General features: G+C 66.2%; 7 protein-coding genes. All 7 read right to left on the bottom strand.

The features are described from left to right. Positions 1-135: 135 nt before the first annotated feature. Positions 136-615, bottom strand: coding sequence for a holo-ACP synthase AcpS (gene acpS / locus H2O75_RS10050; protein WP_204736359.1), 480 nt, complete (start codon positions 613-615; stop codon positions 136-138). Beyond that, entirely contained in the window at positions 612-9,614 is a 9,003-nt protein-coding gene (locus H2O75_RS10045; RefSeq protein ID WP_182171588.1) for a type I polyketide synthase, read from the bottom strand. Before H2O75_RS10045 ends, acpS begins: the two co-directional genes overlap by 4 nt. A gap of 12 nt (positions 9,615-9,626) precedes the next feature. Next, positions 9,627-11,192: an acyl-CoA carboxylase subunit beta gene (locus H2O75_RS10040; RefSeq protein WP_182175197.1), complete on the bottom strand. Its 1,566-nt coding sequence runs from the start codon at positions 11,190-11,192 to the stop codon at positions 9,627-9,629. A gap of 35 nt (positions 11,193-11,227) precedes the next feature. Further along, positions 11,228-12,997, bottom strand: coding sequence for an acetyl/propionyl/methylcrotonyl-CoA carboxylase subunit alpha (locus H2O75_RS10035; RefSeq protein ID WP_182171586.1), 1,770 nt, complete (start codon positions 12,995-12,997; stop codon positions 11,228-11,230). 11 nt (positions 12,998-13,008) lie between these two features. Then, entirely contained in the window at positions 13,009-13,728 is a 720-nt protein-coding gene (locus H2O75_RS10030) for a biotin--[acetyl-CoA-carboxylase] ligase (protein ID WP_182171584.1), read from the bottom strand. Positions 13,729-13,954: 226 nt separating this feature from the next. Then, positions 13,955-15,172 (bottom strand): MFS transporter, encoded by a 1,218-nt coding sequence (locus tag H2O75_RS10025; RefSeq protein ID WP_182171582.1) that lies wholly within the window; start codon positions 15,170-15,172, stop codon positions 13,955-13,957. 98 nt (positions 15,173-15,270) lie between these two features. Next, complete coding sequence (locus H2O75_RS10020) at positions 15,271-15,840, bottom strand: TetR/AcrR family transcriptional regulator (RefSeq protein WP_182171580.1); 570 nt, start codon at positions 15,838-15,840, stop codon at positions 15,271-15,273. Between the last annotated feature and the right edge of the window lie 74 nt (positions 15,841-15,914).

The raw sequence follows: 15,914 nt of genomic DNA, 5'->3' as shown, positions 1-15,914 counted from the left end.
ACGTGCGGCGCTGCCGGACCGAGATGTCGACCCGTCAGTCCTCGGCGGGGCTGATTGGGGCGCCAGCTTGTAACTTCTGCATCCGAGAGAATGCACGCTATGAAGAACTGATACCAGAGCGCGATCCGCGCCAGGCTATCCCGTCGGGTGGGAGTCAGCGTTTGACTGAGGGCCGATCGCGAGGTGGGACGCGGCAATCACCGTCGCCATTGCCATCCCACCGTCGTGGCTCATCGACACGTGCCACGAGGCTGTGCCCGGTCCGTGGATCTGCGCGATTGAACTCTCAACAGTGTCAGCAAGTGGTGGATGGATGGTGAGCGCGGGCCTGCCCCACCGATCCGCGATGACCTCGATCTGTGACCAGACGAGCTCCTCCTGAGCGAGTGGGGGCGGGGTGCCGATTAGGGCGGCGGACCAGGCTTTGATGAAGGCCTCTTTCGCCGCCCACCGGGCGGCCAGGTGCGCCGCGGGAGAACCGGACACGGTGGCCCTGTTCTTCGCGGTGCGGCGCTCCTGGCCCGTGAAGGCGCGGGCGTAGACCGTGCCGGGTGAGTCCAGCTGCAGTGCAAAGGACTCAACGTCGACAAGGTCCACGCCCACGCCGATGATCACTCGAAGAAGCCGCTCTGTGCGAGGCGCGCCTCCGGGTCGAGCAGCATGGCTGCCTCGATCTCCTTCGGCTCACCGATGAAGCGGCGATCCTCGATCGGGGTGAACAGCGGCTCGTGGCCGAGCATGCCAGCCTCGCGGCGGCGCACACCGGCACGCAGGCGTGCCGTTGCCGTCTCCAGCCAAGCCTCTGCCGCGGCGTGTCCGAGCTCCTGGCGCAGGGCCTGCTCGAACGCGGCCGGGTGGACGAGTGCGACGAGCGCTGACACGTGGCCGAAGCCGAGCGAGGTGAGCAGGCCAGCCTTGACGGTGGTCGGCAGCTCGAGCGGTTCCCGGAGCCAGACGAGCCCCGGGGAGCTCTGGAGCTCAGGATCGACACAGTCGAGCGCACGGTTCGCGGGGATCCGTCCGGTCCGGAAGATATCGGCCAGGCCGGCAGTCTGGAAGACGGCGGCACCGCCCTTCGCGTGACCTGTCAGCGTCTTCTGCGACACGACGAACATGGGGTTCCCGTTCGAGCGTCCCATCGCCTCCGCGAGGCGGGTGTGCAGGTTCGACTCGTTCGGGTCGTTCGCATTCGTCGACGTGTCGTGCTTGGAGATCACGGAGATCTCATCGACCGAGACACCGAGATCGGCGAGGTTGCGGACGAGCCTGGAGGACTTCCTGCCGCGTCCCGCAGCGAGAGCACCGAGCCCGGGGGCCGGGATCGAGGTGTGTGCACCATCCGCGTAGGACTGGGCGAAAGCGACCACTCCGTAGACGGGCAGACCCATCTGGGCCGCGACAGAGCCGCGAGCCAGCAGGATCGTTCCGCCGCCTTGAGCCTCGACGAAGCCAGCCCTCCTGCGGTCGTTGGCACGGGAGTAGAAGCGTTCGCTGATGCCCTTCGCCGCCATCGCATCCGAGTCCGCCGTGGCGTTCATGGAGGCGAAGCCGGCAATCGACTCGACCGAGATGTCATCGATCGCGCCGGCGACGACGAAGTCTGCCTTGCCGCAGGCGATCTTGTCGACGCCCTCCTCGACCGAGACGGCCGCGGTGGCGCAGGCGCCGATCGGGTGGATCATCGACCCGTAGCCGCCGATGTACGACTGCATCGTGTGCGCCGCGACAACGTTGGGGAGGGTCTCCTGGAGGATGTCGGAGGGGATGTCTTCGGCCAGGAAACGGTCGAGGAACAGCTTCCTCATCGACGTCATCCCGCCGAAGCCGGTGCCCTGCGTCATCGCCACATCGGACGGGTGGACGGCCTGGAGGATCTCCGCGGGGGAGAATCCGGCAGACAGGTAGGCGTCGACAGCGGAGACGAGGTTCCAGACAGCAATCCGGTCGATGGACTCGACCATGGATGCGGGGATGCCCCAGCGGGTCGGATCGAAGTCGGTCGGGAACTGTCCGCCGACCTTGCGTGCCATGGCGGCGCGGCGCGGCATGCGGCTGCGGGCACCCTGCTTGCGGGTGACCTGCCATTCCCCATCGTTCTCTGTCGCGACAGTGAACGCAGGATCGGCATCGACATACGATTTCGCGGCCTCTTCGGAATCCACCGTGAACGTGACGTCCGTGTCGAGGAACATCTCCACGCCCTCGGGGCTCGTCAGGTCTTCGATGGCGATCGAGTCGACGAAGGTGCGGACGCCGGAGCGTGCCACCACTTCATCCCGATACCGGTCGAAGATATCTGCCTCGTCGACAATCTTGTCGTCCGTGTCATACCAGCCGGCCACGGGAGTATCGCGCCAGCGGAGCAGGCCTGTCATCCACGCCAGTTCGAGCACGCCGGCGGCGGTCAGCTCGACACTGCCATCGGACTGGATGCCGTACTCGGCTTCGAAGCGGGTGCGTCCCGAACCCCACGGGCTGACCTCTCCGAGGCCGACGATGACGACCATGTCCTCGAGGGACGCGGCGACCGTGCCCCAGTCAGCGGTGGGCTGAGCAGAGCGGACAGGGGAGGGCAGCGCCTGAAGGGTTGCTTCCACCGTCGAGACCGTCTCGGGGGTCAGGACCTCTGCCTCTGCGCGCAGCGCAGAGATCGAGATCTTGTCCATGCCGCCAGTCAGGTCCGCCTCGATCGGTGCCTCGCCTGCACGGGCTTTCGCCTCGGCAGAGCACAGGGCGAGCAGTTCGCTCGAGATCTCCGACGGCGTCCATACGCGGATGCCGGACTTCTCTGCTGCGGCGACGAGAGGATCGTTGCCGCCCATGAGGCCCGTACCGGCAACCCAGCCGATCCTCGGGTGCGCGATGGTGACACGCTCAGCCCACGGCTCGACCTGCCATTTGTTGACGATCGCATCGAATGCGGCCTTCACCTCGCCGTAAGCACCATCCCCGCCGAAGGTTCCCCTGTTGGGGGAGCCAGGCAGGACGACGTGCAGGCGATGTTCGACGTTCGTGTCCGCACCGATCTTCGACAGTGCCGTCATGGAGCGCTCAACCGACCACAGGAGCAGGCGGGCCTGCGTCTCCGTGGCAGGGCCAGCATCCTCAGCGGTGCCCGAGACGGGCGGCGCAGCGAACGGGAAGTACAGGTCCGGGACGAGAGCGGGCTTCGTGACCTTGAGGTCAGAGCCCACGGTCTCGGACTGTTCCGTACCGATCCACTCGACGAGAGCATCGACATCGCGGTAGGAGGACAGGTTCGCGGGAACCAGCCACAGCGCAGCATCGGCCGACGCGTTCTCGCGGTAGAGCGTCTTCGCGTAGGCCAACCGCGCCGCGTTGAGGCGCGACGCCGTGGCGACGACGGTGGCACCGCCGGCGAGCAGCCCTGCCACGACGCCGCCGGCGATCGAGTTGGGAGCCATGCCGGTCACGATCGCGATCTGACCCGAGTATTCTCCCGGTGCCGTATCGAGAGCCGACTGTGCGATCTGCTCGAAACGGCGTGCCTTCTCGCCGGAGGACTGCTGTGCCCACCAGGAAGCCTGGTCGGCAACAGCCTGACCGGCCCCGCGGAACGACACCGTGTCTGCCAGCTCCTGGCCTGCCCACAGGCGAGCCAGGTCTTCGCGGGCCGAAGCCCAGCGGTCGTCGAGGAGGACGGCCTTGCGCGGATCGAACGAGGGCGTGACGAGGGAGACCCAGCCGGCGCCGAGCTCAGCCTCGACAGCGTCGAGGACGGCCTGTGTCTCCTCCGCTTCGGAATGATCGAACGATGCTGGGGTGGCTTCGTCGAGGCCGAGTGCGTTCAGCAGGTGGCGTGCCGTGTTCGCGAGAACACCGCGGTCACCCGTGATCGAGGAGGCGAATTCGTCGAGAGCGGCAGAGTCGACGGTTGCGCCGCCACCGCCTCCGGCGGTGGGAATCGCGACGGGGATGCCGTGGGCGGCACCCACCTCCGCAACAGCCGCGTCGATGATCGCGGTGACATCCGCCGTCGATGATGCTTCCGTCGGAAGGGAGGCGAGATCGCCTCCGCGGGTGGATGCTCCAGGGCGTGTGCCGAGGAGGATCGCCGCTGTCGTGTGCGCAACCCAGCCGTCTCCGAGCTGCCACACGCCGGTGACACGCTCCGCGATGGCGGACTGCTTCTGGCCGGCGGCGCCGAACAGTTTGCGGATGCGATCCTTGATCGCTTCCCCGAGGACGGGCCCGAACGGCTTGTAATTGTGTGCCGCGCGGTCCACCGTGGCGGACAGGGTGACGACATCCGCTTCCGCGGCGCCCTCCACGCTGGCCAGGCCGAGTTCTGCCGAGAAGTCCATGAGGAGCTGGTTGAGGCGCGAGGACACGCCGTTGGTCAGCGTCCCGGTCGTATCGGCTGCGCCGATCTGTTCGGGGCGGACCTTGTTCGCGAAGGCGAGCAGGGTCTTGATCGCGTCGGATGCTCGGTAGGGCAGGTCGGCGGGACGTTCGACGGACCCTGCCGGCGCGACGGGGGCCGCGGGTGCTTCGGGTGCGGGTGTCGGTGTCGCGGCCTGGGCCACGGGAGTGTCCGGGATCTCGACCGGCTCATCATCGTCGATCGTGTTGACGTCTTCGTGGTAGACGAAGGCCTCGTCACGCTGGACGTTGCGCACGGTCACGGACGCGTCCGTGTATTCGGGCAGGGCAAGCGTCTTCGACGCGAGGTTCGCGAGCGTCGGGGCGGCACCGAGACCGATTTCGACGATCTCGTTGATGTCGAGCTTCGAGGTCGAGAACAGCAGGTCCTGCGTCTCGATCCAGCGCACGGGCGACGCGAACTGCCAGCACAGCAGCTCGATGAGGATCGTACGAGCCAGCTTCGTCTTGTCCTGGATCTCGTCATCCCAGTTCGCAAGGACAGCGTCGAGTTCGACCGAGGGGACGACGGAGAGGATCTCGCGAACGAAGTCCTGTGTCAGTTCGAACGGCTTCGCGACAAGGTTCGGGATGTACTTGTTCTCCAGGCCGCGATAGTCGATCTCGTGGGGCAGGAGTTCTGTGAGGCGCTCACGGAACTCGGGCACACCGTCGTGGAGGATCGCGGAGTGGAAGGGCACATCGATGCCGGGAACGAGCATGAACGGACCCTTGCCGCCTGCCTTGCGGGCACGCTCCCCGGCGTCGGCCGCGAGGGCCCGCAAACCGGCGATCGTCCCCGCCACCGCATACTGCTGGCCTGCCAGGTTGTAGTTGACGATCTCCAGGAACTCACCGCTCGCCTTCGCGACACCATCGATGTAGTCCTTGACCTGGTCATGGCTGACACCGAATTGGTTGGGGCGCAGCGCTCCCATCTGATAGTTCGACCGGCCCTGATCGTCGCGGGGCACAAGGTTGTGCATGGTGGCGCCGCGGTGGAAGACGAGCTCGAGAACAGTCTCGAGATCGATCGTGCCGGCGTAGGCCGAGAGAGCGTTGTATTCGCCGAGGGAATGACCGGCGAAGTAGGCGCCGTCGACGACGGCCCCCGCCTCGCGCAGGCGAGCCGTCTGGGCGAAGGCGAGCGTTGCGAGGGCAACCTGCGTGAACTGGGTGAGGTTGAGGACGCCTTCGGGATGACGGTAGGTGACACCCTTCGCCGTGAGGACTGTCGGGTTGTCGCGGACGAGAGCGAGAATGGAGAAGCCGAGAACCTTGCGGGTGTGGATGTCGGCACGCTCCCACACGTCTGCCGTGGCCTTCGACGATGCTCTCTCGTTCAACCCCATGCCCTGGGACTGGATGCCCTGGCCGGGGTAGACGTAGGCGGTGGCGGGAGCGGCAGTCGTGGCCGTGCCGGTCGAGACGAGCTCGCTGCCGACCTTGCAGGTGACCTCGAGGACGAGGCCCCCGCCCTTGAGCCGGCCGATCCGCTCGACCGTGATATCGACCTCGTCGTTCAAGTCGACGAGACCGAACATCCTGTACGTCCAACCCGTCAGCTTGAGGGCGCGGCCCTTGTCGTCCGCGACCGAGGCGGCATGCTGAGCGGTGGCAGAGAGCCACATGCCGTGCACGAGGGGAGCCTCGAGACCCGCCACGCGGGCCGCGTGGGTCGAGGTGTGGATCGGGTTGAAGTCACCCGACACCCAGGCGAACGGAGTCATGTCCGAGGGTGCGGTGACCGTGACCTTGCGGAGCGTCGACCGGGGCGTATCGACAACCTCAGCCGTTGTTCCGCCCGCGAAGGGCGGTTCCGCGGGAAGGTTCGAGCCGTAGGCGCGGCCACGGATCGCGAAGCGCTCCTCCATGTGCCCCACCTTGACGCCGTCGATGAACAGGTCGAGGTCGACTTCGACGATCCGGCCGGAGGAGGACTCTTGGATCGAGTCCGCCCAGGAGATCACGTCGATCGCGCCGAGCGGCAGCTCAGAGACGGGACGGTCGAACGAGATCGTGTGATCGAGGTGGACGGCGTTGAGCAGGCCCTCGATCACCGGGTAGCCGTTGACCATGGCCGAGCCGAGAGCGGCATAGATGGCAGGCCAGCAGGTGCCGAGCAGAGCATCGGGCACGATCGTTGCCGTGTCCAAGCCGAGCGCGCTGCCTGTGACGCCCGTGTGGTCGGCGCCGAGAGTCGCAGGCAGGGTGAAGGAGTAGTGGGCTTCGCCGAACTCTGACCGAGCGGACTCGACCATCGTCGGCAGGGCCTCGATGTAGTCCCCCTGGACGGCCGTGTTGCCGACACCGGCAGTGCCGGACAGCAGGTTGTACATCGACTCGGGCAGGCGCTCCTCGTCGACGACCGGCACCCCACCGTCCTGGACGGAGGGAGGGAGGACGAGGGGGACGACGAGCTCGCGGACGGCATGGACGGAGGCGGTGCTCCCATCCCAGAACGTATCGAGCTTGACCGTGATCGTCGCCTTCTCGCCGTCGATCTCGAGATCGTAGGCGGAAGCGTCGAGAATGTGGGCAGGGTTGTCGATGAGATGACCGGTCCAGGAGATGAACGGGACGGCGCGAACATACTCGGCAGCATCCTTCGCGTTCGCGAGCTTCGAGAACGCGGTCAGCCTCTCGGCCGAACCCTCGAGGCGTGCGATCGTCGCATCCTCGAACCGGGACAGGATCGACGCGATCGGCTCGTTGACGGTGGTGATACCGGCAACGGAGACGGGGCCGGGAATGATCCGGACCGCGTTCGCATCATACCGATCGTCCTGGGCCTGCCACAGCGAATCCTGGCCCCACCAGCGGAGCAGATCATCATCGATGGTGGGGACGAAGCCCATCGGCTTCGGGTACTTTCGGCACAGTGCGATGAACCATGCCGAGTCGAGCGGAGTGAGGGTGAGCTCCTGCGAAAGCGGGTAGGCGCCGATGAGGCGCTCTGCCGCGGGCAGTCCGTCTGTCACATCCGCTTCCGTGGGGAACAGGGTCGTGACGGGGCCGTGATCGGCGGGGGACAGGCGTGCTTCGAAACGCTGGAGCAGCTCGTGGTAGCGGGTGAGCCACGACGGGTCGACCCACGGGTGCGATAGTTCGGCGAAGCGCGTCGCAACCTCCGCGTAGGTCATCTCGCCCAGGTCGCCGAAGTACGGCTTCGATGTCTTGTTGAGGGCCGCGATGATCTCGTCGCGGCGGGTCCGGAGCAGCTCGGGCTTCCCCTCCACCTCGGCGACAAGGCGCGCACAGGCGGCGGCATCGTTGTCGATCTCGTACATGTCGGCGCGCAGGTGCGACAGGCCGGACGTCATGCCGCCCTTCGACTGGCCGGAACCGACCCAGCCGCCCTCGGACGCGGGGACGCCGCTCGTCTTGACGAGGAGCTCCTTGACGGAATCCTGCGTCTTCGCTTCCTTCGCCGTCATCGCAGCCGTGCCGATGAGGACACCATCGACGGGCATGAGCGGCAGATCGTAGGCGAGAGCCCACTGGCCCGAAATATAGTCGGCCGCCCTCTCGGGGGTGCCGATGCCGCCGCCGACACAGAGGATCACGTTCTCTTCGCGGCGGATCTCCGCATACGTGGACCGCAGGAGATCGTCGAGGTTCTCCCACGAATGGTGCCCGCCCGCGTGACCATCCTCGACATGAAGGATGATCGTCGTGTCGACGCTCTTGGCGATCTGGAGCGAGTGCCTGATCTGAGCGACCGTGCCCGGCTTGAACGCAATGTACTTGAAGCCCTCGGACTGGAGGGTTGCGATAAGCTCGGGAGCCTCATCGAGTTCGGGGATGCCGGCGGAGACGACGACACCATCGAGGGGTGCACCGGATTCGCGGGCCTTCGACACGACCCGCTGGCCGCCGAACTGGAGGTTCCACAGGTAGCGGTCCATGAACATGGCATTGAACTGGGCGGTCCTGCCGTCGTTGAGCTGAGCCTGCAGGCCCGCCAGGTTGCTGGCGAACACCTCGGCGGTCACCTGGCCGCCGCCACCCATTTCCACCCAGAAGCCCGCGTTCGCGGCAGCCGCCACGATCTCCGGATCGACCGTTGTCGGGGTCATGCCCGCCAGGAGGATGGGGGAGTTGCCGGTCAGGCGCGAGAATGCTGTCTCGACGGCCGTGCCGGACGGCAGGTCGAGGAGGCGGGGAGCATGCGTGGACCAGTCGGCGGTCCGTGCAGGCTCCTCACCCGGCACGGCCAGGGCGTCGATGTCGGAGAGCGTCCCGGCGGACACGATGCCGGCGCCGGTGCCCTCGAGGACGTCGGTCGTGATCCGGCCGACGACGTTTCCGGGGCCCAGGTCGACGAACCAGGAAACGCCGCGTGCCTGAGCGGCACGCACCTGGGAGGCCCAGTCGACAGGATCGAGGAGGACAGCCCGCGCCAGCTCGTCAGCGCCGGCAATGCCGCAGGCCTCCGACCATGCGAGCACCTGCTCGTAGGCGGGACGCAGGAGTTCGTGATGGAAGGGGGCTTCCACCGTCAAGTATTCGAGGACGGGAGTGAGCGGCATGCCGCCGCGTGTCTTCGCGGCAAGCTCCGCCCGGTCGGCCTTCGCGGCAGCATCCGCCGCGAGCTCGACACGCTCAAGATCGGTGGGATGCCCGGAGACGATGAAGCGGCGGCGCGAGTTCACGATCGAAACGGTCGCACCCGTCCCCTCCACCATGGCGTCAAGCTGGCCGCGCGAGACGTCCCGGACGGACAGCATGGGGCTGCGGGTCGAATGGGTGATGCCTTCAGCGCGGCAGGTGCGGGATGTGGCGGCGCCGATGAGGCGGGCGATCGCGAAGATCCGGGCAAGCTCCTTCTCATCCTTCGTCACCCATGCCTTGGCAAGCTCGGCACCGAGGATGCCCTGGGAGTGGCCGAGGGTATCGACCGGGGCTGACACGCCGATGTCGAGGCCTGCCGAGGAGAGGGCGTGGAGCAGCGCGTACTGGGCTGCGGTGATGCCGGGGACTGACAGTGCGGGATCGTTCGACGAGCCGAGGTTCTCGAGCGTCAGTGCGCCCGCACCGGCGGCGGCCAGGGGAGCGGCGATCGGTGCGAGGAGAGCATCCGAGTCGGCGATGAGGGAACGGATCGCGTGTGCGAGGTTCGAGTCCTCGCCGATCTCGGCGAGATTCTCCCGCCAGGGAGTGGCTTGTCCTGCAAACAGGAGAACGTAGGGTTCGCCGGATGCGAGACGTGAGATAAAGCTGGAAGCCATGTGTCCTTCTTCTTAGAGCGGGCCGTTGGAGTGGCGCTTGGGTCCGGGGTACGAACGATCCTTCGTCCGCAAGATTTCGAGTGATTCTGCAATGGTCTGGCGGGTGAGCATGGGGTCGATGATCCCATCGAGCTCGCCGGTCTCGACCGAGAGGCTGGGGTTGATGTGGTTGGCTTGATATTCGGCGGCGAGACGGGCGCGAGCCTCCGCCATATCCTTCTCGCCGGGGCCTGCGGCCTTGATCTCGCGGCGCTTGAGGATGTTGACGGCGCCTTCGGCGCCCATGACCGCGATCTCCGCATCCGGCCACGCGAACGTGAAGTCGGCACCGATCGATTTCGAGCCCATGACGATGTAGGCGCCGCCGTAGGCCTTGCGGAGGATCACGGTCACCATCGGTGTGGTGGCGTTCGCGTAGGCGAAGATCAGCTTCGCGCCGCGGCGGATGATGCCGGACTGTTCCTGCTCCGTGCCGGGACGGTATCCGGGCACGTCGACGAGGGTGACGATGGGAATGTTGTACGCATCGCAGCATCGCACGAATCGTGCCGCCTTCTCCGATGCGTCGACATCGAGCGTTCCCGCGTTGTGATTGGGCTGATCGGCCACGATTCCGACGGCGGAGCCGTTGATGCAGGCGAAGCCGATGACGATCGAGGCCGCGAAGCCCTGCTGGACCTCGACGAACTCGCCATAGTCGACGAGATGTTCGATGACCTCGATGATGTCGTAGGGCTGGCGGGATTCCTCCGGGACGAGGCTGCGCACCTCGGCCGCCGCCTTCTCATCCTCCACCGACGGCGTGTAGTCGTAGTGCGGGGCAGGCTCGGAGGCGTTCGAGGGCAGGTAGGACAGGAGGGAGCGCACGTAGTCGATCGCGTCCGTCTCATCATCGGCCAGGTAGTGGGCCACGCCGGATTCGATGCTGTGCAGGTGCCCGCCGCCCAGGTCGTTCATCGACACGCTCTCACCCGTCACGGCCTTGACGACCTCGGGGCCCGTCACGAACATGTGAGAGTTCTCTTTTGTCATGACGATGAAATCAGTCAATGCCGGAGCATAGACAGCCCCGCCCGCACACGGGCCGAGAATGATCGAGATCTGGGGGATGAGGCCCGAAGCTTCGCACGTCTTCTTGAAGATCCGGCCGTACTGGCCGAGGGCGACCACTCCTTCTTGGATGCGGGCACCGCCCGAATCCAGCATCGAGATGATCGGGATCTTCATCGCCAGGGCTTTGTCCATGAGGGCGAGGATCTTCTGGCCCTCCGCACGGCCCAGCGTGCCGCCGCGCACCGAGAAATCTTGGGCATAGACAGCGACCTGGCGTCCGGCGATCTCGCCGAAGCCCGTGACAACCGCCGCGCCCAGGAAACCATCGTTCGGGTTCCCGCCGGCGAACTGTCCGATCTCGACGAACGAATCCGCATCGAGCAGCTGATGCAGGCGTTCCCGTGCCGTGTTCTTGCCCTTGCTGTGCTGGAAGGCGGCGGCCTTCTCCTCCGCCGCGACGGCGATAGCCGAATAGTCGATCCGGGCCGCCTTGATCACGGGGGCCTGTGGCCGCCGTGCCGGCATGACGCGGGAGACGATCCCTCTGAGGGATGAAATGCTCACCTGTCCTCCTCCAGTTTGATGAGTGCTGTATGTGCTGGAACGTTCTGAGAGGGAGCGACATAGATCTCCGCCACCGTGCCATCGGCAGGGGCGTGGACGTACTTCTCCATCTTCATCGCCTCGAGGACGAGCAGAACATCGCCCTTCTTGACCTGCTGGCCGACCTCGACGGAGACGCGCACGATCGTGCCCTGGATGGGGGCGGAGAGAACGCCGTCGGCGGCGACGCTTGCCGCGCCGGGGGCGGAGACGGAACGGCCGGATGTGCGGCGGGGCTGCTGGGGGCGAACGACGCCCGTCCCGTTGCCGGCGGGTGCGAAGAACTCGGCCGGCAGGCTGATCTCGTGGCGCCGTCCGTCGATCTCTGCGATGAAGCAGCGGCGAGACCCACCATCATCGACGGGCGACACCGCGGCGAACGGTGCCGGCAGTGCGGCGTTCGGCAGGTAGACCGTCTCCATCCACCGTGTTCCCACGGTGAACTCGTCGGCGAAATCGCGGTGGCGCAGAATGTCGGCCAGGAGTTCCTTCGGCGTCGCGATGCCGCCGATGGTGAGCTCCCGGAGGGCGCGCAAGGAGCGTGCGATTGTCGTCGCGCGATCGGGCCCGGTGATGATGAGCTTCGCGATCATCGAATCGAAGTCGGGAGAGACAGTATCGCCGACGCGGACTCCGGTCTCGACGCGGACGCCGTGCCCCGTCGGCCATTCCAGGCTCGTGATCGTCCCGGCCGTGGGGACGAGATCGGCTCCCGGATCCTCGGAGGTGATGCGGAGCTCGATCGAATGCCCGCGCACCGGCGGGACGGGAGTGAACGTCTCGCCGGAGGCTATGCGGAGCTGCTCGGCGACGAGGTCGAGGCCCGTCACCTCCTCGGAGACGGTGTGTTCGACCTGCAGGCGGGGGTTGACTTCGAGGAAGTAGACGGAGCCATCATTGTCGAGAAGGAACTCGCACGTTCCCAGACCGACGTAATCGGTCTGGCGGAACAGGGCCTCCGACCACTGTGCCACCGTCTCGGCCACACCATCGGGCAGGTAGGGTGCGGGGGCTTCCTCGATGAGCTTCTGGTTGCGGCGCTGGACGGAGCAGTCGCGGGTTGTGACGACAGCGAAGTTGCCGTGAGCATCCGCCATGCATTGGGTTTCGATGTGCCGGGCCGACTCGACGAACTTCTCGAGGAAGTAGGCTCCCAGATCCCCGCCGAGACCGGCGTGACGGGCCTCGAACTCGGTGATGTCGTCGCTGGTGCGAAGGATGACGATGCCGCGTCCCCCTCCACCATCGCTCCGCTTCGCCACGATCGGGAAACCGTGGGAATCGGCAAAGGCACGGATCTCGGCGATCGATTCGACGGGGTCGTTCGTTCCCGGCACGGGGGATACCCCGGCCGCGACAGCGGTGCGGCGGGCGCCGATCTTGTCGCCCAGCTGGGTGATGGTGGCTCCCGAGGGGCCGATCCAGGCGATCCCGGAGGCCGCGACGGCGTCAGCGAACTCGGGAACCTCAGACAGGAACCCGTAACCGGGGTGGATGCCGTCCACGCCGGCCCTCTGCGCGATCTCGAGGATCCGATCGCCGTTCAGGTAGGTGTCCGCCAGCGTCGTCCCGCCGAGTGCATACGCCTCGTCGGCAAGCGCCACGGCCGGAGAATCAAGGTCCTGATCCGCATATACCGCGACAGCCCTCAAGCCCATGTCATGGATGGTGCGGATGATGCGGGCCGCGATTTCACCGCGATTGGCGACAAGAATGGTCGATAGCATTGATTTCCTTCTTAGATGAGGTCAGCGTCGGCGCCGGCAACCCGGACAGTCTCGGTGCCGGTGTGGACGAGGAGGGCTCCGTCGATGTCGATCTCGGCCGCGGTGCCCTCGGTGACGGTGCCGTCGACGGTTGTCACTCGGACCGACCTGCCGGGCGTGACGCACACGCGGGTGAGCTCCTCGTGGAGTTCAGCGATCCTGTTGTCGATCACCATGTCGACGCGGATATCGAGTTCGGCGCGGAAGCGGTCGAGGATCTCGGCGACAGTCTCGTCATCGCATGCCAGGCCGGCTGAGGCGAGAGAGATCGCGTGGGGGACTGGGAGGGATGTCGCGGTCGTATTGATTCCGCACCCGAGCACGACGGGCATGTCGTCCCCGTCGAGGAGTTCGCCCAGGACGCCGCCGAGCTTCTTCCCGTCCAGAAGAATGTCGTTCGGCCACTTGAGGGCGACACGATCCCCCGTGAGGGGGCGCAGTGCGCTGACCATGGCCAGGCCGGTTCCCAATGTCAGCCAGCCGACCTTCAGGTCCTCCCGGGCTGGGAGGATGCGGAGCACGGAGACGAGGAGAGCGTCCCCGGGGGTGTCGATGAAAGAGCGACCAAGCCGCCCGCGGCCCGAGCTCTGGTGATGGGCGCGCAGCGCGTCACCATCCACAGCCGCCCCAGCATCCCATTGGCGTGCGAGCTCAGCATTGGTCGAGTCGATCGACTCCACGGTTCTCAGCATCCAACTCCTCGTATCCAGTGCGCACGTAAAACGGAGTGCGCTCTGTTTTGGAGTTTAGCTACTTTGCTCGTCCAAGCCTACTAAATCGTAACCTACCGAAAGGTAATGTGCGTCATCTCTCAGTCGCACCCGCCCTTCGGTCAGAGACTTCTCCCTGCTATTGCAACGATTCCTCGAGAGGTGCGGGCGTGCGTGCCCGCCTGGGATGAACCTGGGAGACGTGTCGCTAACGCGGAGTGTCTCGACCCGGAACGTGCGTGATGGGCGAGGAGGTGGTGAGGCGAGCCGCGAGCCTGCGGTCCACGAGAAAGACGCTGGATGCGATGCAGAGGGCGAGAACGACGGCGATGGCAGGCAGGGAGAGGGGAGTGACGCGGGTGATGAGCCAACCGGTGAGAGGGGGCCCGACGAGCATGCCGGTATATGCCAATCCCATCTGCACTCCCATCATCCGCTCCGTGTTGAGCGAACCGTAGCGGCGTGTCGTCTCCTGGAGCATCATGGGGAAGATCGGGCCGCAGCCGAAGCCGGCAAGGGCGAAGCCGACAAGGCTGACCGCCGGCATGGGAACAAAGAGGAGGGCGGCACCGGCAAGGAGCAGGGCCGTCCCCACCTGGAGCAGCGCCTGGTTCGACATGCGGCCGGAGACGATACCTGCGACGGCACGGCCGGCCGTGATCCCGAGGTAGAACGCTGCGGCACCAGCGGCCGCCACATCGGCGCTGAGGCCGAACCTCGTAACGAAATAGGTTGCACCCCAGAGGCCGAGAGTCAGCTCCGCAGCAGAGTACGCGAAGAAGCCCGTGAGGATGATGGGGAGGTTGGGCATGGCATACCATCTCCGGCCAGTCAGCTCCGCACCCTCCCACCTGGTCGAGGCTACGGTGCTGGATCCTGCCGCGCTCTCAGACCACAGCCGCCGTGAGCCGAGGAAGATCAGCAGCAGAGTGATTTGAAGGAGGGCGAGAGTGAAGTAGGCAGGCCGCCATTCGCCCCGCGCATTGAGCCAGAAGCCGGCGATCAGCGGGCCGAGCGCTGCCCCGATCCCCCACGAGGCATGGAGGAAGTTCATGTGGCGCGACGAATAGTTGACAGCCACGAAAGCGTTGAGCGCCGTATCGATGGCGCCCGCCCCCAGGCCGAGAGGAACGGTGAAGACGAGCAGCCACACGAAGCTCGGAGCGTACGCATATCCGAAGAGGGCCAGCGCCGTGAGGAGCACCGAGCCGGCACTCACGGCGAAGGTGCCGAACCGTGCCACGAGCCAGCCGGACGCGAACGACATGACGATCGTGGCGAGAACGGCCACCGTCGTCACGATCGCGGCAGCCGCCTCATCCGCGCCGATCTGTGAGTACATGGATGGCCAGGCGGCACCGACGACAGCGTCGGGCAGTCCGAGAGAGATGAAAGCGGCGTACACAATCGCCAAGAGAATAGTCACCCGTCGAGCCTAGCCCGAGAACGACGCCGATTCGCACAGAAAACTCCCTGCAAATCCTATTCGGACACGGCCGACCGAGCCGCCTCGATCCTGCGGCCTTAGCGTTCTGCGTGAGCGTCGAGCAGGAAATCCACCCGTGCCTCGATGTTCGAGCGCAGGCTCTCGGGCGCGAGCGTGCCGACAGCGACTCGCACGATCGCCATGTACAGCGTCGCATAGACGGCGTGAGCCAACTGTCTGTCCCCGCCGAGGATCGTCTTGATCTCCCGCTCGAGGCTGATGACGAGCTCGACCGCACGTTCCCGCTGCGGCCCGGTGCCGGCGCCGAAGAGCACTTCGCGCTGGAAGGCGCTCACATTGCCGGGGTGCTTCTCCGTCGCCTCGATCATCGGCTCGACGAGAGCGAGGATCTTCTGACGGGCGGAGGCGGACTCAGGAAGGGCGCGGGATCGGGTGAGGCACTGCTCGAGCACGGTCGAGTAGGTGTGGATGAACAGCTCGGCCTTCGATGTCGCGTACCGGAAGAAGGTTCCTGTCGTCAGGCCTGCTCGCTCGGCGAGCTGAGCCGTTGTCACGGAATCGAAGGGCACCGTTGAGAAGATCTCCTCGGCTGCGCGCAGAACCCTCTCGGTCTTGTCCCGCCGCTTCGCTTCTCTCTTGCCCGCCATGGGTCCATAGTGTCAGGTTCGTCGCTGCCGCGGCGAGAATCAGGGGCGCACATTCCCGCCACCCCCCCTCGCAG

Source organism: Flaviflexus equikiangi (assembly GCF_014069875.1).
Taxonomy (GTDB): Bacteria; Actinomycetota; Actinomycetes; order Actinomycetales; family Actinomycetaceae; genus Flaviflexus; species Flaviflexus equikiangi.
The sequence above is the reverse complement of the archived record's forward strand: the minus strand, read 5'-3'. Positions and strand labels throughout refer to the sequence as shown.